This window comes from Arthrobacter sp. CC3, assembly GCF_039907775.1.
GTDB lineage: Bacteria > Actinomycetota > Actinomycetes > Actinomycetales > Micrococcaceae > Arthrobacter.
In genome coordinates this window covers 288596-312261 of record NZ_JARCCY010000002.1, presented here as the reverse complement: position 1 = coordinate 312261, position 23666 = coordinate 288596, and the positions used below count along the sequence as shown (strand labels likewise).

Sequence of the window (23666 nt, the reverse complement as noted above, 5' to 3'; positions counted from 1 at the left end):
CTAGCCTAGCAAGCCCCCGTCAGGAAGTGAAATCGGGAAGCGGGGCCGAGACGAAGCTAGGCATCGGAACGCAGTGAACGGCGCTCCATTTCCAGCATCATCAGTTCCCGGTTCAGCCGCTGGAACTCCTCCGGGTGCGCCGAGGCATCCAGCCTCTGCAGCTGCCCCATCTTGTCCGCCTTGACCCTGGTGATCTGCAGTTCGAACAGCCGGGCCAGGATGTCACGGCAGTACCTGAGCACGCCTTCCGCGTTGCTTGCCGGCAGCGGCACCACCGCCAGCTCGGAGACCAGCGGGCGGAGCGGCTCCGGCACCTCGTTCATCACCTGCTCCACCCAGCGCACCGGATCGCCGGTCAGCCCGGGCCCGGAGGCGCGCATGGCGTCGTGGACGGCCTGGTAGGCGGGGGTCCTGAACCCCGCGGCACTGAACCGGTCCCAGGTCCCGCCAGCAAGCATGGAGGGCTCCTGAAGCGCCACCTCCAGCGCCTGCCGCTCCATGGAAGCCACAGGGTCCCGGGGGTCCGGCCGGTTGAAGGACGGCACCACGCCCGACGCCGGGAGCTCGGCAATGCCCGGCGCGGCACCCTGGGCGGGGCGTCCGGGCTGCCCGGCGGACAGCCCGGTTCCGGCACCGGCGCGCTGCGGCCCCGCGCCGTTGCCGGCTGGCGTTTCGCCCTGGGCGGCACGTTTGGCAGCCACGGCCACTGCGCGGCTGACCTCTTCCACGGGCATGCCCAGCCAGCCTGCCAGCTCGCGTGCGTAGGCGGGGCGGATGCCCGCGTCCCGGATCTGGGCCACCACCGGAGCGGACTCCCGGAGCGCGGCAATGCGGCCTTCCACCGTGTCCAGGTTGTGCCGCTTCAGCGTTGCCCTGATGGCGAATTCGAACAGCGGACGGCGGCTGCTGATCAGGTCCCGCACCGCTGAGTCACCCCGGGCCTGCCGCAGGTCGCACGGGTCCGCGCCGGTGGGTTCAACGGCGACGTAGGTCTGCGCGACGAATCTCTGGTCTTCCTCGAAGGCGCGGAGGGCGGCCTTCTGGCCGGCGGCGTCGCCGTCGAACGTGAAGATGACCTCTCCCCCGGTGCCGTCGTCGGACAGCAGCCGCCGGGCGATCTTGATATGGTCGGCGCCGAACGCGGTACCGCAGGTGGCCACCGCCGTCGTAATTCCGGACAGGTGGCAGGCCATGACGTCGGTGTACCCCTCCACCACCACCAACTGCCGATCCTTGGCGATGTTCCGCTTGGCGAGGTCGATGCCGTAGAGCACCTGGGATTTCTTGTAGAGCGTGGTTTCCGGAGTGTTGAGGTACTTGGGGCCCTGGTCGTCCTCGTAGAGCTTCCGGGCGCCGAAGCCGATAGTGTCGCCGGCGATGTCGCGGATGGGCCAGATCAGGCGGCCGCGGAAGCGGTCGTAGATTCCCCGGTTGCCTTCAGAGAACATGCCTGTGAGTTTCAGCTCACCGTCCGTGTAACCGCGGCCGCGGAGGTGCTTGAGCAGCGCGTCCCAGCCCTGCGGGGCGTAGCCCACACCGAACTGTTCGGAGGCGGCACGGTCGAAGCCGCGGCCGTGGAGGAAGTTGCGGCCCTCGGCGGCCCCGGGGGTCAGCAGCTGGGCGCGGAAGAACTCGTCAGCCACCTTGTGGGCGTCCAGGAGGCGCTGGCGTTTGCCCACTTCCTCGCGGTTGGGACCCGTGCCGCCGTCTTCGTAGCGGAGTTCGAAGCCGATCCGGGCGGCCAGCTTTTCCACGGCCTCATGGAACGAGGTGTGGTCCAGTTTTTGGACGAAGGAGATGACGTCGCCGTCTTCTCCGCAGCCGAAGCAGTGGTACCTGCCCACCTGGGGGCGCACAGTGAACGACGGCGAGCGCTCGTCGTGGAAGGGGCACAGGCCCTTGAACGATCCCAGCCCGGCGCCCTTGAGCGTGACGTAGCCGTCGACCACTTCCTTGATGTCCGTGCGCTGGCGTACTTCGTCAATATCTTCGCGTTTAATCAGCCCGGCCACAGAGCCATCCTAGTCCTTACCAAAGGGATGGCAGGCTGCCCACCAACCGCTCGTACATGGCCAGCGCGGATCCGTCGGTGAGCGAGGCGACCTGGTCGATGACGACGCGAAGGCGGGCGCCGTCGTCGGGTGCGTCCCTCCAGTCAGCGGCGAACATCGGTTCCAGGTGGCGGTCTCCGGTGGCGTTCAGCGCCGTCACCAGGGCATGCAGGACCTCGCGCTGGCGTTCGTAGATGGGCTGGCGGTGCTCGGTGGTCATCACGAAGGTGGTGGCCAGGCCCTTCATGACTGCGATTTCCATCACGGTATCGTCCGGCACCATCAGCTCGGCGTTGTACCGGGTCAGGTCTTCGGGGCCGTAGACGGCCCGCGTGGTCTCCAGGGCGCTCTGGCAGAACCTGCCGATCAGCTGGCTGGTCATGTTCTTCAGTGCGGCCATCGCCTTACGGCTGCCGTCGGCTTCGCGCACCCAAACGTCGGTGGCCTCGAGCCGGGCCAGGGCGGCGTCGATGGCGGCGGGGTCGTTGTGCGGCAGGTACCACTGCTTGGCGTATCCCACCACGCGGGCGCGGTGGTCCGGGTTGTCCATCCAGCGCAGCTGGAAGTGGCCCGCGACGATGGCGTCCTCGACGTCGTGGACCGAGTAGGAGATGTCGTCCGCGAGGTCCATCACCTGGGCTTCGAGGCATGACCTGCGCTCCGGCGCGCCCTGGCGGATCCAGTCGAAGATGGGCAGGTCGTCCTCGTATGCGCCGAACTTGCTGGTCCGCTGGCCGTGGATCACCGGGGCGTTCAGCGCGGACCACGGATACTTGGCTGCGGCGTCGAGGCTGGCCCGGGTCAGGTTGAGCCCGGCCGGGGTTCCGTCCGCGGCCAGGACCTTGGGTTCCAGCCGGGTCAGCAGCCGGAGGGTCTGGGCGTTGCCTTCAAAGCCGCCGATGGCGTGGGCCATCTCGTTCAGGGCGGATTCACCGTTGTGCCCGAAGGGCGGGTGGCCGAGGTCGTGGCTGAGGCAGGCGGTGTCCACGACGTCAGGGTCGCAGCCCAGCGTCCGGCCCAGTTCGCGGCCCACCTGGGCCACTTCCAGGCTGTGCGTCAGCCGGGTCCGGACGAAGTCGTCAGTGTCCGGGGCAACCACCTGGGTCTTGGCGCCGAGCCGGCGCAGCGCGGACGAGTGCAGGACCCGTGCACGGTCCCGTTCGAAGTCGGAGCGGTAGGTGGTTTTGGGCGGTTCCTCCACCCAGCGGGCGGAGTCGTGGGCTTCGTAGCCTGGCAGCACGGGCGCGGTGGTCCGGGTTTCAGCCACCTGAGACGTCCAGTTCCGCAGCGGCGATGTCGCGCGTCTGCTCGGCGTCCATCTGCCGGCTTACCAGCCAGTCCTTGGGCAGCGCGGGCTTCTTCGGGGAACCGGCACGTCCGCGCGGCCCCTCCGCATCGACGCCGGGGTACGGGGAGTCCTGATCCAGCTCGGCCAGCGTTTCGCGAAGGACCTGCAGGCTGGTCACCAGGGCCAGCCGCGTCCGCAGTTCGCTGCCCACGACATATCCCTTGAAGTACCAGGCCATGTGCTTGCGGATTTCGCGGAGTGCTTTGCCTTCATCGTTGCCAAAGGTTTCGACCATAAGCTCAGCATGGCGGTACACGCCTTCGGCGACCTGCCGCAGGTTGGGCTTGTGGCGCTTGTCGCTGCCTTCGAACGCGGCCTGCAGGTCGCCGAAGAGCCACGGGCGTCCCTGGCAGCCGCGGCCCACCACCACGCCGTCCACGCCGGTCTCGCGGACCATGCGGACCGCGTCCTCGGCGGACCAGATATCACCGTTGCCCAGCACCGGAATGTCCGGCAGCGCCTCGCGCAGCCGGGCGATGGCGGACCAGTCGGCCTGGCCGGAGTAGAACTGGGAGGCCGTGCGGCCGTGGAGTGCGACGGCGGCGACGCCCGAATCGCGGGCAATCCGGCCGGCGTCGAGGTACGTCAGGTGGTCCTCATCGATGCCCTTGCGCATCTTGATGGTCAGCGGGACGCCGCCCTTGGAGGCCTCCTTCACCGCGGTCTGCACGATCGAGGTAAAGAGGTCGATCTTCCACGGCAGGGCGGAGCCGCCGCCGCGGCGGGTCACCTTGGGCACGGGGCAGCCGAAGTTGAGGTCGATGTGGTCCGCCCGGTCCTCCTCGACGAGCATGCGGACGGCCTGGCCCACAGTCACGGGGTCAACGCCGTAGAGCTGGACGGAGCGGACCTTCTCGTCGGGGTCGTGGGAGATGATGCGCAGTGATTCGGGGGTGCGCTCCACGAGGGCACGCGAGGTGACCATCTCCGCGACGTACATGCCGCCGCCGTACTCACGGCACAAACGGCGGAAGGCGGAGTTGGTGATGCCCGCCATGGGAGCCAGGATCACAGGGGTGTCCACCGTGATGGGGCCCAGCTTCAGGGGCGGGAGTTCCAGCTTGGGGGCGGGAGGCGTTGCTACAACAGTCACCCGTTCATTGTCTCAAAGCCGGGCAAATCGTCTCAAAGCCGGCCAAACCGGCGAGCCGGCGGCCGAAAACACGGGTTAAGTTGCAGTCCTCCCCCTGCTACTCCCCTTCCGCGGCCCGCCGTGCCCGCCGGCTGCCGGGCAGGGGATCCCGGGAGCTGTCCCGGGCTTCAGGGGTGCCGGCCGCGCGCGTCCGGCCGCTGCGGGAGAACGCCGTTGCCGCCGCCAGCGCGCCGGTGTCCCCGACGTCGTCGGGCGCTACGGGTGCCCGTCCGGAAGAGGTGCGGCCTGTTTCCGGGACGGACGCCTGCCTAATCCCGGTGGCCTTGACCACCAGCACCGCGATCAGCGTGGTGACGGGGATGGCCAGCACCAGGCCCACGGACCCGACGAGGGTCCGGATGACTTCCTCGGACAGTTCGGCGCTGGTCAGTGCTTCGCCGAGCGGACGGTCGTACAGCATCACGATGATCAGGATGGGCAGGGCGGCGCCCGCGTAGGCGAAGGCGATGGTGTAGACGGTGGAGGCGATGTGGTCGCGGCCGATCCGCATGGCTGACGAGAAGAGCTGGCGGGCGCTGGTCTCCGGCGCGAGTTCGTACAGTTCCCACACCGCGGACGACTGGGTGATGGTGACGTCGTTCAGCACGCCAAGTCCGGAAATGATCAGCCCGCACAGGATGATGCCGGAAATGGAGATGTTGTCCGAGATGTTCGCCAGCGTGGCGGCGTCATGGCTGCCCACGCCCGCCAGGTTGGCCGCGTCCGTGGCCGAGGCAGCGAGGAGCGCCGTGATGCCCAGGCCGAACATGGTGCCCAGCAACGCCGTGGAGGTGCGGGCCGAGAAGCCGTGGGCGAAGTAGAGGACGCCGATCATGATCACAGTCGATCCCACCAGGGCCAGCAGCAGGGGCGGCTTCCCTTCCACCAGCCCGGGCAGCATGAACGTCACCAGCACCCCGTAGGCTCCCACGAGGCCGATCAGCGCCCGCAGACCGCGCCAGCGCGCCACGGCGATCACCACCACCGCGTAGAGGACGGCCAGCAGGATGATCGGCAGGGTGCGGACGAAGTCCACGAAGATGTAGGCCGGTGCTCCGCCCTGGCCCGCCGATGCGCCCTGCGCGTTGGACAGGTTCAGGTATCGGATGTCGTCACCCACCTTGACGCCGTGGGACTTCACCACGTCCGGGTTGATCACCACCTTGACCGGGTTGCCGCCCTTGTCCGGCTCGGTAAAGGCGAAGGTGCACTCGCTCCCCTGCGGGGCGGCGTCCTGGCCCGTGCCGGGCTGTGCGGTGGCGTTTTGGCCTGCGCTTCCCTGGATGCAGCTTTCCACCACCACCCGCTGGATGTTGCCGGTGTCGAACGTCACGCCCGGGGCTGCCGCATACGGGCTGGCGAGCTTCAGGTCCTCCTTGTTCCCGGACGGCCACATCATGGCCATGGCCGCCAGGGTCAGGAGCGTCAGCGGAATCAATACCGCCGCGAGGAGCCAGTTTGCCCGTTTGCGGGCAGCGAGGGCCCCGGGTGTCGGATCCGAATGATCTGTGTGACCGTGGGAATGTCCGGCACCCATCAGCAGTAAAACCTCATGCCTGCACTTTATTGGGGCTTGATGTTCTGGTTGACACGGAACAGGTTCCCCGGATCGTATTTGCCCTTGATCTCCTGCAAGCGGCCGTAATTGGGTCCATAGTTTTCCGCGACCTTCGACAAGTCATCGCCGTCCATGAAGTTGATGTAGCCCGCAGTCTCGGAGTAGGGCTGCAGCGCCGCCGCGAAGTCCCGCACCCAGGCGATGTTCGCCTCGCTTTCGGCAGGGTCCGCCCAATGGCACGCAATGACCGGGGAGAACCTGGCATTCCGGTTGGGGAAGGCTGTGTCCGCAATCCCCACATCGTGCACGGCTCCGTCAATCGGATAGATGTGCACTGCGGTCTGCACGCTGGGCACCCGTTTTCCGAACTCCGCATGGGCGTTGATGGCGCCGTCGTTGAGTTCCGTGAGGAAGGCCGCCTTCCAGTAGGCGAGCAGCCCCTTGGGATACATTCCGTCAAAGGCAGAATTCAGGGCCGGGTAGGGCATCGGCCCCACCATGGACCCCGCTACCGGCGCGGCATCGAGGAACGGCTGCCAGCGGGCCGGTCCTTCCGCCGGGTCGCCTGTCCACATACCCACGACGATGCAGACCGGCTTCCCGTGCCACTCCTCGGGAAGGAACGGAACCGGCGGTCCCTGGTGGAAGGCGAGGAAAGCGCCGAACTCGCGTGGGGCCGCCGCGATGTTCTCGCGGTAGAACTTCGCTACGGTTTCGGCGTGCTCCAGCGGGTAGATGATGATGCCGGCGTGGACCATATCCACGGGATGCAGGCGGAATTCCAGGGACGTCACGACGCCGAAGTTCCCGCTGCCCCCGCGCAGCGCCCAGAAAAGATCCTCGTTCTGGGTTTCACTGGCCGTGAGGAACTTCCCGTCCGCCGTGACGACGTCGGCGGAGAGGAGGTTGTCACAGCTGAGGCCGTATTTCCGGTCCAGGTAGCCGATCCCTCCGCCGAGGGTCAGCCCCGATACGCCGGTTGAACCGACGATGCCGCCGGTGGTGGCCAGCCCGAAGGCGTGGGTGGCGTGGTTGAAGTCGGCCCACGTCGCGCCGGCCTCGGTCCTGGCCGTGTTGCCGGCCGGATCGACCCGGACGCCCCTGGTGGCGGAAAAGTCGACGACCACTGCATCGTCCGCCGTGCCAAACCCGGGCCCGCTGTGCCCGCCGCCCCGGATGGCGACGGGCATGCCGTTGTCCCTGGCGTAGTTGACGGCAGCGATGACGTCCGCCACCTGGGACACCCGCACCACGGCAGCGGGGCGCTTGTCGATCATTCCGTTGTGGACGGCGCGGGCATTGTCGTAGTCCGCGTCATCCGGTGTGACCACTTGCCCGCGAACCTGTTCCCGCAGGGCATCGAGCGATGTTGCGTTCATTTCCAGTACCGCCGATCCTCTTCGACCTCGGATCCGGCCGCCCACTTCGCATCCCATCGGGCTAACGACCGGAGCTTACGCGTCCGGCCTACTCCTCTCGGCAGGCGCCGTCAAGGGATTTCAGGAGCGCCCGCAATCTTCCGGCCCGGCGGCTCCGAATGCCCATTGTGATCCCATAAGGGCCGGTTGGAAGGATCGCCGGGACCCTTGGGTTTATAAATGTAGGACGAGGAGTCTGGAGGCCCGCATGGGTAATCGCAGGAATGACCAAGGCAACAACAAGCCCGTACTAACGGTGCGCGAGGCGGCGGGCGTTACCCGCGGCGTGGCCCTGGTCCTGCACGGCGGCCGTTCGCACAGCTATGAGCCGGTGGAAGCCCGCCACCTGAGCCCTGCCCGCATGGTGCCCTTCGCCAAGCATCTGCACCGCGCCGGCGGCAGCCACGGACTGGCCGTCTGGACGTTGCGGAACAGCGTGCGCGGCTGGAACGGCGCGGACATGTCACCGCTGCAGGATGCCCGCTGGGCGCTGGCCCGGATCCACGCGCAGCACCCCGGAGTGCCCGTCTACCTCCTGGGGCACTCGATGGGCGGACTCACCGCCATCTGCGCGGCCGACGATCCCCAGGTGGGTGCCGTAGTGGCCCTGGCCCCCTGGCTGAGCGCCGAGACACCGGCCGAAAACGTGGCCGGCCGCAGGGTGCTGATTGTCCACGGTTCCCGGGACCGCTGGACCAGCCCGGCCCAATCGCTGAAATTTGCGCGGCGGGCAGCGGATCTGGCCGACGAGATGCGCTACGTCTCCTTGGCCGGGGCAGGCCATTTCATGTTCCGCAAGGTTCGGCTGTGGCACACACTGGCAACCGGCTTCGTCCTCAAGTCGTTCGCGGAAAACACCGGTATGGAACTCGAAGGCGATACGGCACGCTTGGATACCTTGCTGCCCGCCGGCGCCGCCCACGGCATTCCGGTGGTGTTGTGACCATGGCCGGATTTCCCGTCAACGAATTCCTGGCCAGCCTGCCCTGGACGGCGCTGGCCGTGGCGGGTGTCCTGGCGGTAACCTTCGCCGTGGCCGTGGCGCAGAGGCGGCACTCCGTCATGGACGTGGCCTGGGGACCCGGCTTCGTTGCCGTCGCCCTGGCCTCGTGGCTGCTGTCCGCCGGAACAGGCGACGACGGCAGGCGCCTCCTGCTGTTGCTGCTGACGGGCGTCTGGGGCCTCCGCCTCGGAACCCACATCGGCTGGCGCGCCCGTGGCGGCCATGAAGATCCCCGTTACGAGGCAATGCTGGGCGATGCCCCGGGCTCCCGCGATGTGTACGCACTGCGCCGTGTCTACCTTCCCCAGGGCCTTGTGATGTTCTTCGTGTCCCTGACGGTTCAGGTGGGGATGTTCGCCACCGGCGCCGTGGGCTGGGTTGCCCTCCTCGGTGTGCTGCTGTGGGTCATCGGCTTCGTGTTCGAAACGGTGGGTGACTGGCAACTCGCACAGTTCAAGAAGAACCCGTCCAACAAGGGAACAGTGCTCAAGACGGGACTGTGGCGGTACACCCGGCACCCCAACTACTTCGGCGACGCCGCCGTCTGGACCGGCCTGTTCCTGGTTGCCGCTGACTCCTGGCCCGGAATCCTGACCATCCTGTCCCCGGCCCTGATGGTCTGGGCGCTCGCGGGCAAGACCGGGAAGCCGCTCACGGAGAAGGCGATGTCCGCCCGGCCGGGCTACAAGGAATACGTCGAGTCGACGTCGGGCTTTATCCCATGGCCGCCTCGCCGTTCGGCTGGCGGTCAGCCGGGCAGGCGCTGAAATGGCCTGGCGGCCGCAGCCCAATGACCGCTTCTACCGTTTCATCGTAGGGACCGGACTGGCGCTGCGCCGGTTCTTCCGGATACGCGTCATCGTCACGGGCCGGGAACACCTGCCGCCGCCGGGGCCCCTCAACGGTCCGTCGCGCCAGGTGGTGCCGGGTGAGGGAGCCGTCGTCGCCATCACCCATTTCGGCTACCTCGATTTTGCTTTCGCCGAGATGCTCCTGTGGAACCACAACCGGGCCGAGCTGCGCTACCTGGTGACCCAGGGCGCGGCCGACCACTGGCTCGCCGGTCCGGCCATCAGCGCTGCCGGGCATGTGGTGGTTCCGTACGGTTCGGGCAGCGGCGCGTATGACGCCGCCGTCGCGAAACTACACGCGGGCGAGTACATCGCCGTCCTTCCCGAGGCGGGCGTCAGCCGCAGCTTCACGGTCCGCGACTGCAAAACCGGAGCCGTCAGGATGGCGGCGGAAGCCGGCGTGCCGATCATTCCCGTTTCGGTGTGGGGAGCGCACCGGCTGATGACCCGCCGCCACGGGTTCTCACCGCTTCGCGCCTGGCGCGCGCCCGTCCGGATCCACGTGGGCGAGCCCCTGCTGCCGGGGGATTTGCCCGATCCCGTCCGTGACGCCCAGCCTGCCACCGAACGGTTGCGGAGCATCCTGCAGGCCGGAATCGACGCCGCCATTGCGGACTTTCCGCTCGCGCCCCGGCCCGGCGCCTGGTGGATGCCGGCGCACTTGGGCGGCGGTGCTCCCACCGACGCCGAACGCCAGCGGCTGGATAAGGCGGAGGGTCCCCGGCGCGCGGGTGGGCGGCGCGCTTAGGCAGGCTCGCGATCGGCGCCTCACCGCAATCCATCGCCGATTCCTTCGGCAACGGATTCTGGGACCTCACAGCATTCACGCTGCAGATGTCCATGGTGGTCCTCACCGGCTACGTGGTGGCCACCTCTCCCCCGGTGGCCAAGCTCATCGACCGGCTCGCGCTGGTCCCGTCCACCGCCCGGACCGCCGTGAGCTTCGTGGCGATGCTGTCGATGTCCGTGTCCTTCCTGAACTGGGGCCTTAGCCTGATCTTTGGCGGCCTGCTGGCGCGTGCCATCGCGCGGCGCAAGGATCTGTCCGTGGACTACCGGGCGCTCGGTGCGGCCGCCTTCATGGGCCTGGGCGCCGTGTGGGCGCTGGGGCTGTCATCGTCGGCCGCCCAGTTGCAGGCGACCGCAGCTTCCCTGCCGCCTGCCCTCCTCAAGATCACCGGGGTCCTGGATTTCGGCACCACCATCTTCACCTGGCAGTCACTGCTCACCCTGGCCATCCTCATGGCGCTGACCACGGTGATCGCCCATTTCTCGGCTCCGCGCGGCGCGGCGGTGCGCACGGCCGCGGATCTCGGTGTGGACCTCGACGACGAACCCAGCGAACCCGAGCCGCGGTCCCGGCCCGGGGAATGGCTGGAATACAGCGTGATCCTGCCGGTCCTGGCGGGGATCCTGACATTGGGCTGGCTGGTCTCCCAGTTCCTCACGAAGCCGTTCCTGACGGTGGTCAGCAGCCTCAACGGCTACCTGCTCGTGTTCCTCATCCTGGGCCTGGTGCTGCACCGGACCCCGCGGAACTTCCTGCAGCCAGTGACCAAAGCGGTTCCGGCGACCGCAGGCATCCTGGTGCAGTTTCCGCTCTACGCAGCCATGGCCGCCATCCTCACGAAGGCCACCGGCCACGGGGGCATGTCATTGTCGGCACATTTGGCCGAATTCTTCTCGGACATCGGCGGCGGCGGTGCGTTCGCCGTCGTCATTGCCCTCTACACGGCCCTGCTGGGACTGTTCGTGCCCTCCGGCGGCGGGAAGTGGCTCGTGGAGGCGCCGTACGTGATGCAGGCGGCGACGGATGTGAACATGAACCTGGGCTGGACCGTCCAGATCTACAACATCGCCGAGGCGCTGCCCAACCTGATCAACCCGTTCTTCATGCTGCCGCTGCTCGCCGTGCTCAAACTGCGGGCCCGTGACCTGGTGGGCTTCACGTTCCTGCAGTTCGTGTTCCACCTGCCCGTGGTGCTCCTGCTGGTGTGGCTGCTGGGAATGACGTTCGACTTCGTTCCTCCGGTGATCCCCAAGTAGCTGGCCTTAAACCACATTGACCCGCAGCTGACGCCGATTTCGACGGCGCCCGCTGCGGGTCAGTTGGTTGGTGCCTAGGCGGGGTCGGAAACCACCAGGGTTTCGCTGCCCCGGAGGCTGGCCGTGCCGCTCTCCAGCAAAGGCTCGACGACGGCACGCAGGGCAGTCATCGAATCGTCCAGTTCCAGCACCACGGGGTGCTGGAACGCGATGAGCGCCAGCAGGTCCCGGATCGCGGCCCGGGCTTCATCGTCGGACAGCTTCGGATCGTGGCCGACGAACACATCCGTGGGCTGGCCCGACGCGGACCCCTCGCCGCCCGCCGCGCTCTCCCCGCCGGGGACAAGTTCCGCGTAGCTGATGGCGAAGGCCTCGAGCCGTCCCTTCCTGCTGGCCGGGACGCCTTGGCCGAAGGCGCTGGCCTTCGGTGCCCGGAGCACGATCGCGCCGTGCGCCCCGCTGAGTTCGTCGAGGAACAGCCGTTGCACGGTGCCGATGCTGAGCTCGCCGGGGCTGTCCCAGGTGTGGACGGCCGTGTAGTAGCGGCCCACCACGTCGCTGAGCTCCACCGAACCGGTGGCGAGGTCCTCGATCTGTTCGGACGCCGCGGCCTCCGAACCGTCGCCGAAGACCGGCAGCTTGAGCGCCCCCGGTGCCACCACGACCAGGCGTGAACGCTGGATCGGCACCAGGCCGGCAGCTTCGGCGAACGCGGCGCCGGGCGTGCCCGGCTCCACCTTGGTCCGCAGCCTGGAAACGCCCGACGGCGCCTGGCCGGTTTCGTGCCGGAGCATGGTCAGCAGGGTGGAGCCAACGCCGGCGCGGCGGTGGTCCTTTGCGACCTCGATGTACATCCAGAGGCGTTCGGGGTGCAGCGATGCTTCGTGGACCACTGCCGCCGCGACCGGGATGGCCACGCCGTCCACGACGTCCTCGGCCACGATGCAGCGGCGCCACGGGGAGTTGCCCGAGGGCGCGAGCGTGCCGCGGAACTGCCGTGCCTGTTCGGTCTCCGGGCCGCCCCAGAGTTCGAGCAGGGCAAGGTCGTCGCCCTCGCGCCATTCGCGGTATTCGATGGCCATGCTCAGGCGCCGATCAGCCGCGCGGCCAGGTAGCCCTCCACATTGTCCAGGGAGACCCGTTCCTGGCTCATGGTGTCGCGTTCGCGGATGGTCACGGCCTGGTCCTCGAGGGTGTCGAAGTCCACGGTGATGCAGAACGGGGTGCCGATTTCGTCCTGGCGACGGTAACGGCGGCCGATGGCGCCGGCGTCGTCGAAGTCGATGTTCCAGTTCTTGCGCAGCTGGGTGCCCAGGGCCTTGGCCTTCGGGGACAGGTCCTCGTTGCGGCTCAGCGGCAGCACTGCGGCCTTGACGGGGGCCAGGCGCGGGTCCAGCTTGAGCACGGTGCGGACGTCCACGCCGCCCTTGGCGTTGGGGGCCTCATCCTCGGTGTAAGCGTCGATGAGGAACGCCATGAAGGAGCGGGTCAGGCCGGCGGCGGGTTCGATCACGTACGGGGTGTAGCGCTCGTTGGTGGCCTGGTTGAAGTAGCTCAGGTCGTGGCCGGAAGCCTTGGAGTGCGTGGAGAGGTCGAAGTCCGTGCGGTTGGCGATGCCTTCAAGCTCGCCCCACTCGGAGCCCTGGAAGCCGAAGCGGTATTCGATGTCCGTGGTGCCCTTGGAGTAGTGGCTCAGCTTCTCCAGCGGGTGCTCGAAGAAACGCAGGTTCTCGGCTTTGAGGCCCAGGCCGGTGTACCAGTCCATGCGTTCCTTCATCCAGTACTGGTGCCACTGCTCGTCCGTGCCCGGCTCGACGAAGAATTCCATTTCCATCTGCTCGAACTCACGGGTGCGGAAGATGAAGTTTCCGGGCGTGATCTCGTTGCGGAAGGACTTGCCGATCTGGCCGATGCCGAACGGCGGCTTCTTCCGGGAGGTGGTGAGCACGTTGTTGAAGTTCACGAAGATGCCCTGCGCGGTTTCCGGGCGCAGGTAGTGCATGCCTTCCTCGCTGGCCACCGGGCCGAGGAAGGTCTTGAGCAGGCCGGAGAATTCCTGGGGCTCGGTCCATTCGCCGCGGGTGCCGCAGTTGGCGCAGGCGATGTCCTTCAGGCCGTTTTCGGCCGGACGGCCCTTCTTTTCCTCGTACTCTTCTTCGAGGTGGTCGGCGCGGTAGCGCTTGTGGCAGGAGAGGCACTCCACCAGTGGATCGGAGAAGACCTCCACGTGGCCGGAGGCTTCCCAGACCTGGCGGGGCAGGATCACGGAAGAGTCCAGGCCCACTACGTCCTCGCGGCCGCGGACTACCGACTGCCACCACTGGCGCTTGATGTTTTCCTTCAGCTCGGCGCCGAGGGGCCCGTAGTCCCAGGCAGAACGGGAGCCACCATAGATTTCACCGGCCTGGAAAACGAAGCCCCTCCTCTTGGAGAGGGAGATGACCTGGTCGAGAACGGATTTTGCTGCCATGGGGAACTCCAATTTCTACAGGGCCGCTGGGTGCGGTCCGCGCGGTTTCTAGGCCCCTGTACCCGGCTGGTTGCCGGGCGGGGCGGTACGAAGGAAAGATGTGCAGGAAGCTGCGTGTCCTAGCCTACCGGCCCGGGTGCCGCTTGAGGGCGCCGCGCGGCCACGGAAGGGTGGCCAGGACGATCGCACCGAGGGTCAGGACGGTGCCGAGGATCGTGGGCAGGGCCACCACCGTGCCGGGCGCGGGAAAGGCGAGGTCCAGGCCCAGTGACCCCAGCAACTGGCCCGCGATCATGCCCAGCCCGGTGACCAGGACCCCCAGGCTTCGGACCAGCAGTGCGCCCAGCCCGATGAACGCGCAGCCCATGGGACCGCCGAGGTAGTACCACCATTCGGCCGGCAGCCCGTTGCCGGGCCCGGCGACCGCCAGCTTGATCAGCAGGGCCAGCCACAACACCGTGGCGCCGGAGATGAAGTTCACCAAGGTGGCCGCGATGGGGGTGCCGTAGTGCACCGTGGCCGTCCCGTTCATGGCCTGCTGGAAGCTCATCAGGAACCCGGCGATAACGGGCAGGAGCACCGGGAGGAGCAGCTGCGCCGGGTCGGTGCCGGCGCCACCGGAGCCGGTGCCGGAACCCCCGAACCGCGGGGACACGGCCCACGCGACGGCGGCGATGGTCAGCACTGTGCCGATGACGCGGATGGCGGTGACGGACTTCTTGCCGGCGGGGCCGATCCCGAGCCGGTCCACGAGCAGCCCGCTGAGCGTCTGCCCGGTGACGGTGGCTACCGTAAACAGCGCCACGCCCAGCAGGCCAACGGTGAAGGTCTGCGCGAACACAAAGAACGCGCCGATGCCGCCGGCCATTACGTAGATCGGGGGAAACCGGCGTTCCCGGACCGCAGGAAGGATCTGGGCGAGCCCGCGGCGTCCCCGCGGCAGGACCAGCGAGACCAGGACCATCACGATCAGTCCGGTGGTGAAACTCACTACCGCGGCGGCAATGCCGTCATCCAGCCGGGCGCCCAGTGCGCCGTTGATCCGGCCCTGGACGGGGATGGCGAGTCCGGCGGCTACGGCAATCGGCAGTCCTGCAAGGAGGGGCAGACGGGGTGCATGGGTCACTGGATTCACCTTACGTCAGGCATCATTGCTTGTATGAGCAACCCGGAAATCGAAGACATCCCCATCCGCGACGACATGATCCGCCTGGGCCAGCTCCTGAAGCTGGCCAGCCTCGTGGAGGACGGCGTTGAGGCCACGGAGCTGATCAAGAACGGACTGGTCAAGGTCAACGGCGACATCGACGACCGCCGCGGCCGGCAGCTTCACCACGGCGACACGGTCACCGTGAACGGCCGGACCGTGCGGATTCTGACTCCCGCCGGTTCCTAGCCGTTACTGCGCTGGACTACTTCTTCAGCACCTCGTGGGTGAGGAACTCTGAAACGTGGCCGATCTCCTGCTGGTTGATCCCGTGCCACATCCCTGTGTAGAGGACCTTCGTCAGCTTCACGTGCTTCCGCACCCAGCCCATGGTGTATTCGATCTTGTCCTGGGTGATGACGGGGTCCTGCTGGTCGCGGCCCCAGAACAGCGGGACGCTGCCGTCCAGTTCGTCGTCCCGGAACGTCGGGTCCCCTCCGGCGTTCACTGCAAAGCCGGAAAGCCCGACGACGGCGGCGAAGTCCGCCGGGCGCTGCCTCAGCAGCGTGGTGGCCATCGCCATTCCCATGGAGAACCCGAGCAACGTGACGGACGGGTGGTCACCTTTGACGCCGTCGAGCCAGTCCAGCACAAAGGCGGAGGCGTCCTTAACCGCGTCGAGTGAATAGTCGGCGGAGTCCGTCAGCGGGAACCAGGTGAACCCCGGGCCCATGGCGATGGGGGCGCGGACCGACGCCACCGCGAAATCGCCGGGCAACAGATCCGCAAGGCTGAGCAGGTCCTGTTCGTTGGCACCGTAGCCGTGCAGCAGGACCAGGAGTGGCTTACCCGAGCGCTCATCGTCAGGAGTGGACCACAGGACAACAGGGGCAGTGGAAACGTCGGATTCAGTCATGGGTTCCATTCTTGCAGTTACCTCCGGGTAACAACCTACGGTGGCGTAGCTTGTTACCTACGAGGCAGGATGGAAGCGTGAGCGAAACTGAAGCCATTCCGAACCCGCAGGACACTGTTGATAGCCACCCCTGGGGCCGCTACGTTGCCATGGGCGATTCCTTTACCGAGGGCATCGGCGACCCGGAACCGGGAAGTCCCGGAGGGCACCGTGGCTGGGCGGACCGCGTGGCCGAGGAACTGAGCCGCGGGCACAGCGATTTTGCCTACGCCAACCTTGCCGTGCGGGGACGGCTCCTGGAACAGATCGTGGACCAGCAACTGGCACCGTGCCTGGCCCTCAAGCCGGACCTGGTAACCCTCTCGGCCGGCGGCAACGACCTCATCCGGCCCGGCGGCGACCCTGATGCGCTGGCTGAAAAGCTGGACTCTGTGGTGCATATCCTCAGCCTGGGCGGCGCCACCGTGGTGTTGTTCAACGGCCCGGACACCGGTTCGTCCGTCCTGGGCAGGGTCCGCAGCAAGATCGCCATCTACAACGAAAACCTTCGCACTGTGGCCGCCCGGCACGATGCCGTCATCGCGGACATGTGGTCGCTCCGCCAGCTCAGCGATCCGCAGATGTGGGACCAGGACCGCCTGCACTTCTCGCCGTTGGGCCACCACACCATAGCGGCGATGGTGCTCGATTCACTGAACATCCAGCACACCCTGGAGCCGCTCTCCCCCAAGCCCCTCCCCCAGCGCAGCTGGCGGGAGGCGCGGTCCGGCGACCTGGTGTGGGCACGCGAATACTTCGTTCCGTGGGTTGTCCGCCGGCTCCGGCACCAGTCATCCGGGGACGGCATCACGGCCAAGCGCCCCACGCCAGGCCCCGTCTTCGGGCCCGGAATGCCGCTGGGCTCGGGCGAGGCAGCGGGACTAGGGGCGGCGGGACTCGAGTCCGACCGGAAGTAGGCGCAGGTGGACGCTGACGACGTCGTCAGGCTGCGGCTCAGCCAGCAGCAGCTCCGCCGTCCCGGCGCGGTTTCCGCCGAGGCTGCGCTGAAGAACCTCCTCGCCGTCCAGGCGCAGGAGTTCCCGTACGCCCGCTGGTCGCTGGCGCAGCGCACGGCAGGAGCCTCTGCTGCCGACGTCGAACAGGCAGTGGCCGACGGCCGGATCCTCCGGACCCATATCCTCCGGCCCACCTGGCATTTTGTGCACCGGGACGACCTTCGCTGGCTGCTGATGCTCTCGGCGCCCCGGCTGCACCAGGGTAACGGGGGCATGTATCGCCAGACCGGCATCGACGCCGAAGCCGCATCCCGAAGCGCCCGGATCCTGGCCGCAGCCGTTGCCGGCGGCGCCCACAAAACCCGTGAGCAGCTCGCCCTCGAACTGCAGCGCCACGGATTCCCGGCCAAAGGCCTGGGGCTCGCCTACCTGATTATGCACGCCGAGATCAGTGGTGTCCTGACCAGCGGCATACCCGTGCGCAGCACCGGCGGCGCGCTCAAGCAGACCTACGCGCTCTTCGACGAACGTGTTCCGGCAACAGCCGGCGGCCACGATGACCGCTCCGAGGCGCTGGCCGAACTTGTCCGCCGGTATTTCCTCAGCCGCGGTCCGGCCACGGTCAAGGACTGTGCCAACTGGTCCGGGCTCACAGTGACTGATGTCCGGCTGGGGCTGGGCCTGGTGCTGGAGGCCGATCCCGGAGTCCTCACCGCTTCGGCACTGGACGGGCTGGAGTTCTACTTCAGTTCCGCCGCGCCCGGGCCTGCTGCGATACCCGCGGCTGGTGCGGAGCCCGGAGACGAGCCCAGGATCGACCTGATCCAGTGCTACGACGAATACGTCATGGGCTATTCGCGGTCACGGTATTTCCTGGGCGGCACCGCCCCCGCCCTGCCTGAGCGCGACACGCCCATGCATGTGGTGCTGGGCGACGGCCGAATGATCGGTTCGTGGCGCCATGACCTGGCCGGCGGACGCTGTGAGCTGGATATCCGCACCCGCTCCGATCCCGGCCGGGCCGGCAATCGTGCGATCGATAAAGCTGTTGCCGCGTACGGACGGTTCCTGGGCATGCCCGCCGTACGGAAATGATCAGACGGATCCGACAGGACGGAAATTGATCGGACGGCCATGAACGGATGGCAATGCTCAGACGGCAATGCTCAGACAGGGCAGGTTGGCTGCCGGGGGTTAAACTGAAGGGACACTTCTGAGAGGCCCTCCACTGTGAGCAACGTGTTCTTCTGGATCATCATCCTGTCGTTCCTGATTCCCTTCGCCATGCGTATGTACCGGAAGTCCGTCCGGGGCAGGAACCGGAACCAGGATTACGGACAGTACCCGGGCCAGTTCCCCGGGCAGTTCCCGAACCAGTTTCCTGGCCAGCAGCCGGGCCGGCCCAACAACCAGCCGCGTGACGGCTACACCCAGCAGGACTACTTCGGCGGCGGCTTCCGGCAGCTCGGCGGCGGCGGTCAGCAGCCCCCGCTCGACCAGCCGTACCAGAACCCCGGCTATCCGGCTCAGGATTTCCAGAACCCCGGCTACCCTGCCCCCGGCGGCCAGAACAATGGCTATCCTGCCCCCGGCGGCCCCGGACAGGTGCCGTACGAGGACAGCCCCGAGTATCCGGCCAACCAGTCACGCCAGCAGCCGTCCGCCCCGGTTACTCCCCCGCCGCCGTCGGCCCCTCAGGGTTTCCGCGCGCGGAAACTGGCGGAGCTTGACCAGCAGTACAGCAACGGCGAAATCGCCATGGAGGAATACATGACCCGGCGTGACGAGATCATGAAGGGTTAGCCGCCCCTTCCCGTTACCTCCCGGCGCTGACGTTTCCCTTCGGGCCGCCGGTTCCCTCAAGCAGCCTGTCCTCCGGCAGCCAGCGAGCCCCCTGGCCGGGAGCGTTTGAGAATCTTGGCGCGGTGAAGCAGCTGGCGTCGGTTCGTAGGCGGCGATGTCCCGCCAAAGGCCGTCCCGGGCGGCGATGTCCCGCCCAACGCTGTCCCGGGCAGTGGAGGCGCCGTGGATTGGTAGCTGTGCCCGGTCGGAGTATGGATTTCAAGCGTGTGCCGAGGACCTGGCCGTGGTTCTGCGTGCCAGCCTGGCGACTCCTTGGTGTGGTTGCAGGATTCGCAGAGCCCGCTGCCGTTGCCAAGGCTCGTGGGCCCGCCGTGCTGCCATGCGACGATGTGGTCGTGGTGGCGGATCGGCGCATCGCAGTAAGGCATGCGGCAGGTGCCATCGCGTGCCTGGATGAAGCGGAGGAGACCGGCAGGGAAGAGCCTTGCCCGGGAATCCATGGCAAGCAACTCTCCAGTGCACGGGGCGGTGTAGAGCCGCCGCAGCCAAACGTTCAACGGCCGGTCACGGTCGTGGCTCAGGCCCTGAGCCTGGCTCATGCCCTGGCCCTGGTCCTGGTCCTGGTCCTGGACACAGATCTCCCTGGCCCACCCGGCGGGGACCACACCGTGGCCCGGAAGCCTCGCCGGTTCGCTGTCGCCCTGGAACAGGGTGCAGTCGGTCATGATGAGCTGCATTTCAATCCCCGCGATCCCGCCCGCTGTCCCCGTGATGCGTTCGACCAGGTCATCAGCCATGATTTGTCCGCGGGACCGGCTGTCTCCCGCCGAGCGCTGCGCATCGGCCTGCCGGGTAAGCGCTGTATGAACGGCCACGCCGGCGGTGACCGGGAGCAGGGCGGTCAGGTACGTCATGGTGTCCGGTGCAGGGCGAAGGCTCACATGCCGGTCCGCCACGGCCCGGCGGGCACGATTCACCACGGAGTGGGGGTCCAGCCGATACGCCGCCGTCCGGGCTGCCGCGATAATGGCCCGGTCACCCGCGCCCGCAAGGGTCCCAATATCTGCGGCAAGTTCTTCGTCGACGGCGCACCGGTCCGCCGCGGACAAACAGGCAGTCTCCTTCACCAGCAGCGTGGCGCGCCACTCATTGATCTGGCCGGTGCGCAGGGCCGTGAGGGTGTGGGGCATCTCCGTGACCAGGGCCTTCGCCAGTCCAAGCAGCCGGCCGCCGCGGGCCGGAGATTCACGGCGGGCCAAAGCGATCTCAGCCGCGACGCCTTTGCCCAGTTCATCAGCAGGCAGCCCGGACTCAGCCTGCGCACGGCGCTGCTGGACATCGAACGCCACCGAGGAGCGGGCCTGCATCGAGGCCAAGCTGAAAGTCTGGCAGTGACCTCCGACGAAAAGCGGCGGGCGCACCGGCGCCAGGCGTGCGCACTGGTGTTAGAGGATGCTGGCGAGCTCGTCGGGGACGAACAGGTGGACGTCTTCACCGTCGTGGCCGGAAATCGGTTGCACACTGGAGCCATCCCACCAGTACAGCAGCGGGCTGAGCGCGGAGGGGTGCTGGGCCTGCATCAGCCCGGTGACCCGGAGCATGGCCGAGATGTCGTTGATGGTGGTGGCCTCGGTGACCAGATGCAGGCACAGGATATTGGTCGCCGGGATGCTGAGCAGTGCGCCGAGTGGTCCGGGCTTGTATCCGAGCAACTCCACGAATTTGTCCGGGTAGGCCAGCCATGAGGCCTGGTAGACCGATTCGGTCTCGAAAACCAGAAACGATCCGTCGTCAAAACGCATCTCTTCCGCGTGCCCTGGACCGTCTGCGATCAGGTTCCTCAACGCAGCGTCCCACACGATGCCGGCCCCGCCGGCGGCCTCCACCTTGGTTGATGCCACGTAGGTGACGGACTCCGGGGAGTCCAGTGCCACGAGCAGCGGGACCATCGCGACGTCGCGGGCGTAGGCGTACAGGGAAGGATCACTCTGTTGTGAGTGTGCAAGCACTCCCGGGGATATGAACTTCGGGTACACCCGGCCGAGGATTTCCTCGGGCGCTATGTCCGAACGTCCCGCCGCGTCCCCGATGACTGCGCCGAAGTGCTGCTCGACCATGCCCGGCCACTCGCGTTCAGGCAGCTGCGCGGCCTTTCGTCCAACAGCAAACAGCCCGTACTGGTGGTTGTGCGATGCGGCCAGATGGTCCCCGGCCGCTTCGGCGGAATCGCCGAGGCGGCCGAGGGCGGCGACGGACAGGTCACGCAGTCTGTCAGCCTGCTTGATGCTCAGTTCAGGCAGGTACGGATCGGCGCTGCGGGACTTGCGGGAGAACAGGCTCATGGGTGCGTCTCATCTCGAAGAAAGTGACGGTGACCGTCAGGGACTGCGCTAGTCCACCTGCGGGAAGCCCAGGTCGATCACCGACGTCGAGGGATCCGGCCAGCGTGTGGTTACCACTTTTCCGCGGGTGTAGAAGCGGATGCTGTCCGGGCCGTACATGTGCGTGTCGCCGAACAGCGAGTTCTTCCAGCCGCCGAACGAGAACGTCCCCACCGGTACCGGAATGGGCACGTTGATGCCCACCATACCGGCCTCGACGTCGAACTCGAACTGGCGCGCCGCGCCGCCGTCGCGCGTGAAGATAGCCACGCCGTTGCCGAACTCGTTGTCGTTCACCAGCTTGACGGCGTCGCTGTAGCTGTCCGCGCGGACCACCGACAGCACGGGCCCGAAGATTTCGTCGTCGTACACCTTCATACCCGGCTTGACGTGGTCCACGAGGCTGACCCCGATGAAGAAGCCGTCCGAGTCAAAGGCCTGCTCGCGCCCGTCCACCACAACCGTGGCGCCTTCCTCGGCTGCCCCGGCCACGTAGGACGCGACCCTGTCCCGGTGTTCCTTCGTGATGAGTGGACCCATCTGCGACGCCGGGTCTGTGCCCGGACCGATCCTGAGGTCCGCCATGCGCGTGGAAATGGCCTTCACCAGGTCGTCGGCAATGCTGCCCACCGCCACCAGCACGGACACCGCCATGCACCGTTCCCCCGCCGAGCCGTAGGCCGCTGACACGGCGGCGTCGGCTGCCATGTCCAAGTCCGCGTCCGGCAGGACAACCATGTGGTTCTTGGCGCCGCCCAGTGCCTGGACGCGCTTGCCGTGGTCCGCCGCACGCTTGTAGATGGACTGCGCGATCGGAGTGGACCCGACAAAGCTGACAGCCTTGACGCCGGGGTGTTCCAGCAGGACGTCCACGGCTTCCTTGTCGCCGTGGACGACATTGAGGACGCCGGGTGGCAGTCCCGCCTCCGCGAATACCTGGGCGATGAAAACAGCCGACGACGGGTCCTTCTCGCTGGGCTTGAGGAGGACGGTGTTGCCGCAGGCGAGCGCACTGCCGATCATCCACAACGGCACCATGGCCGGGAAGTTGAACGGGGTGATGCAGGCGACCACGCCGACCGGCTGGCGCACTGAGTGGACGTCCACGCCGCTGGAAACCTGCTCCGAGCGTTCGCCCTTGAGCATGTGGGAGAGCCCGGTGGCGAATTCGATGTTTTCGAGGCCCCGGGAGATCTCGCCTTCGGCATCGGAAAGTACCTTGCCGTGCTCGCTGGTGAGGATGGCGGCCAGCTCGGATTTCCGCTGCGTGAGGAGTTCGCGGACCCTGAAGAAGATGTTGGTGCGCTTGGCCAGGCTCGTGGCCCGCCAGCCCGGCAGGGCGGCCTGGGCGGCAGCGATGGCCTCCTCCACGCGTGCGGCCGATGCGAGGGCAACCTCTTTGTCCTGTGCTCCGGTGGCGGGGTTGAAGACGGGGCCGAAGCGCTCGGCGTCGCTGATCAGGGCACCGTTGATGAAGTGCGGAATGCGTTCCATGGAAAGTCCTATTCGTGAAGCAGGCTGCGGTTAGTTGGAGGTCTCGAACGAGCCGTCGACGAGTTTGATGATCATGGAGCAGTCCTTGCCGGACTGCCCGGAGTCGATGAGTCGCTGGAAGAGCGTCTGCACGTGCTCGCCGATTTCCAGCGGAGTGCCGGTGTCCCGGGCGGCGCTGATGGCCAGGCCGATGTCCTTGTTCGCCAGTTCGGTGGTGAACGTCGGCGCGAAGTCGTTGTTGGAGGCAGCTGTGGGAACGACGCCGGCCACCGGGTACCAGGTCCGCAGCGCCCAGCTGTCGCCGGAGGACACCGAGGCAATGTCCCAGAAGACCTGCTTGTCCAGGCCGAGGCGGTCGGCGAGTACTGCACCTTCGGCGGTGGAGGCGAGGTTGATGAAGAGCATCAGGTTGTTGCAGATCTTCGCAGCCTGCCCCGTGGTGGCGCCGCCGGTGGGAATGATGTTGGCGGCCATGGGACGGATGTATTCGGTGGCGTCGGCCACGGCGCCCGCCTCGCCGCCGATCATGAAGGTCAGCGTCCCTGCCTTCGCGCCGCTCATCCCGCCCGAGACCGGGGCGTCCACGAAGCGGAAGCCGGCGGCAGCGGCGGCGTCGTGCAATGCCTGGGCGGAGGCGATATCGATGGTGGACGAATCCACCAGCAGGGTCCTGGTGTCGGCATGGGCCAGGACGCCGTCCTCGCCCAGGTAGACGGCACGGGCATGCTCGCCCTTCGGCAGCATGGTGAAGACGACGTCGGCGCCGTCCACGGCCGCGGCGATGCTGGCCACGGGCTTCACGCCGGCTGCTTCGGCAGCCGCCACCGCCTCGGGATTGAGGTCGAACCCGCGGACGTCGTGACCGGCCTTAGCCAGGTTTGCCGACATGGACCCACCCATGTTTCCGAGACCGATCCAGGCGATAACTGCCATGGCGAAAGCTCCTTTGCTTCGTGTACCAGCCCAATTGCTGGAAGTTCCGTGTCCACCATCACACCCTGTTACAGTGCAATCAAGGGGAAAAAATACAGACGGTATGTGCATTGATGCACA

21 protein-coding genes are annotated in these 23666 nt (G+C 67.3%); 8 read left to right on the top strand and 13 right to left on the bottom strand.

Annotation, left to right across the window (positions count from 1 at the left end; all coding sequences use genetic code 11):
• Positions 1-56 precede the first annotated feature (56 nt).
• From dnaG to PV761_RS01270, 5 genes are all read right to left on the bottom strand, one after another.
• Positions 57-2012 (bottom strand): DNA primase, encoded by a 1956-nt coding sequence (dnaG, locus tag PV761_RS01290; RefSeq protein ID WP_347893728.1) that lies wholly within the window; start codon positions 2010-2012, stop codon positions 57-59.
• A 16-nt stretch (positions 2013-2028) separates the two neighbouring features.
• Positions 2029-3318, bottom strand: coding sequence for a deoxyguanosinetriphosphate triphosphohydrolase (locus PV761_RS01285; protein WP_028272534.1), 1290 nt, complete (start codon positions 3316-3318; stop codon positions 2029-2031).
• Positions 3311-4492, bottom strand: coding sequence for a tRNA dihydrouridine synthase DusB (dusB, locus tag PV761_RS01280; RefSeq protein ID WP_347893726.1), 1182 nt, complete (start codon positions 4490-4492; stop codon positions 3311-3313). The genes PV761_RS01285 and dusB overlap by 8 nt, the downstream gene beginning before the upstream one ends.
• Before the next feature lie 97 nt (positions 4493-4589).
• Positions 4590-6068, bottom strand: a complete 1479-nt coding sequence (locus PV761_RS01275) for a YibE/F family protein (RefSeq protein WP_347893724.1) — start codon at positions 6066-6068, stop codon at positions 4590-4592.
• Between the two features lie 26 nt (positions 6069-6094).
• The gene (locus tag PV761_RS01270; RefSeq protein ID WP_347893722.1) at positions 6095-7468 is read right to left on the bottom strand and encodes an FAD-binding oxidoreductase; all 1374 of its coding nucleotides are present in this window, start codon (positions 7466-7468) and stop codon (positions 6095-6097) included.
• A 247-nt stretch (positions 7469-7715) separates the two neighbouring features.
• Between PV761_RS01270 and PV761_RS01265 the strand changes: the two genes are divergently transcribed.
• The 4 genes from PV761_RS01265 to PV761_RS01250 are packed head-to-tail and all read left to right on the top strand — an operon-like array spanning position 7716 to position 11407.
• Entirely contained in the window at positions 7716-8450 is a 735-nt protein-coding gene (locus PV761_RS01265) for an alpha/beta hydrolase (RefSeq protein WP_347893720.1), read from the top strand.
• Positions 8451-8452: 2 nt separating this feature from the next.
• Entirely contained in the window at positions 8453-9277 is an 825-nt protein-coding gene (locus tag PV761_RS01260) for a DUF1295 domain-containing protein (RefSeq protein WP_028272538.1), read from the top strand.
• 1 nt (position 9278) lies between these two features.
• Entirely contained in the window at positions 9279-10109 is an 831-nt protein-coding gene (locus PV761_RS01255; RefSeq protein WP_347893717.1) for a lysophospholipid acyltransferase family protein, read from the top strand.
• Positions 10110-10120: 11 nt separating this feature from the next.
• A complete protein-coding gene (locus PV761_RS01250; protein WP_347893866.1) occupies positions 10121-11407 on the top strand; it encodes a TIGR00366 family protein in 1287 nt (428 codons plus the stop codon).
• Positions 11408-11481: 74 nt separating this feature from the next.
• On the opposite strand, the gene PV761_RS01245 is transcribed toward PV761_RS01250, so the two are convergent.
• The 3 genes from PV761_RS01245 to PV761_RS01235 all read right to left on the bottom strand — a co-directional run bounded on the left by PV761_RS01245 (position 11482) and on the right by PV761_RS01235 (position 15003).
• Complete coding sequence (locus PV761_RS01245; protein ID WP_347893715.1) at positions 11482-12489, bottom strand: GNAT family N-acetyltransferase; 1008 nt, start codon at positions 12487-12489, stop codon at positions 11482-11484.
• A gap of 2 nt (positions 12490-12491) precedes the next feature.
• Entirely contained in the window at positions 12492-13877 is a 1386-nt protein-coding gene (locus PV761_RS01240) for a glycine--tRNA ligase (protein WP_347893713.1), read from the bottom strand.
• 124 nt (positions 13878-14001) lie between these two features.
• A complete protein-coding gene (locus tag PV761_RS01235) occupies positions 14002-15003 on the bottom strand; it encodes a DMT family transporter (protein ID WP_347893711.1) in 1002 nt (333 codons plus the stop codon).
• A gap of 33 nt (positions 15004-15036) precedes the next feature.
• Here PV761_RS01235 and PV761_RS01230 point away from each other — a divergent pair, with 33 nt between their 5' ends.
• Positions 15037-15273 (top strand): RNA-binding S4 domain-containing protein, encoded by a 237-nt coding sequence (locus PV761_RS01230; RefSeq protein WP_028272543.1) that lies wholly within the window; start codon positions 15037-15039, stop codon positions 15271-15273.
• A 16-nt stretch (positions 15274-15289) separates the two neighbouring features.
• Here the strand turns inward: PV761_RS01230 and PV761_RS01225 are convergent, their stop codons facing one another.
• A complete protein-coding gene (locus tag PV761_RS01225; RefSeq protein ID WP_347893709.1) occupies positions 15290-15940 on the bottom strand; it encodes an alpha/beta fold hydrolase in 651 nt (216 codons plus the stop codon).
• 149 nt (positions 15941-16089) lie between these two features.
• Between PV761_RS01225 and PV761_RS01220 the strand changes: the two genes are divergently transcribed.
• The 3 genes from PV761_RS01220 to PV761_RS01210 all read left to right on the top strand — a co-directional run bounded on the left by PV761_RS01220 (position 16090) and on the right by PV761_RS01210 (position 18738).
• Positions 16090-16896, top strand: a complete 807-nt coding sequence (locus PV761_RS01220) for an SGNH/GDSL hydrolase family protein (RefSeq protein ID WP_347893864.1) — start codon at positions 16090-16092, stop codon at positions 16894-16896.
• A 6-nt stretch (positions 16897-16902) separates the two neighbouring features.
• Positions 16903-18030 (top strand): winged helix DNA-binding domain-containing protein, encoded by a 1128-nt coding sequence (locus tag PV761_RS01215; RefSeq protein WP_347893707.1) that lies wholly within the window; start codon positions 16903-16905, stop codon positions 18028-18030.
• A 135-nt stretch (positions 18031-18165) separates the two neighbouring features.
• Entirely contained in the window at positions 18166-18738 is a 573-nt protein-coding gene (locus PV761_RS01210) for a hypothetical protein (protein WP_347893705.1), read from the top strand.
• A 56-nt stretch (positions 18739-18794) separates the two neighbouring features.
• Here PV761_RS01210 and PV761_RS01205 read toward each other — a convergent pair whose 3' ends face one another.
• From PV761_RS01205 to mmsB, 4 genes are all read right to left on the bottom strand, one after another.
• Positions 18795-20105, bottom strand: a complete 1311-nt coding sequence (locus PV761_RS01205; protein ID WP_347893862.1) for a DUF222 domain-containing protein — start codon at positions 20103-20105, stop codon at positions 18795-18797.
• 78 nt (positions 20106-20183) lie between these two features.
• Positions 20184-21080, bottom strand: a complete 897-nt coding sequence (locus PV761_RS01200; RefSeq protein WP_347893703.1) for a hypothetical protein — start codon at positions 21078-21080, stop codon at positions 20184-20186.
• A 48-nt stretch (positions 21081-21128) separates the two neighbouring features.
• Positions 21129-22613 (bottom strand): CoA-acylating methylmalonate-semialdehyde dehydrogenase, encoded by a 1485-nt coding sequence (locus PV761_RS01195; protein ID WP_028272550.1) that lies wholly within the window; start codon positions 22611-22613, stop codon positions 21129-21131.
• A gap of 30 nt (positions 22614-22643) precedes the next feature.
• Positions 22644-23546: a 3-hydroxyisobutyrate dehydrogenase gene (mmsB, locus tag PV761_RS01190; protein ID WP_347893700.1), complete on the bottom strand. Its 903-nt coding sequence runs from the start codon at positions 23544-23546 to the stop codon at positions 22644-22646.
• Positions 23547-23666 lie beyond the last annotated feature (120 nt).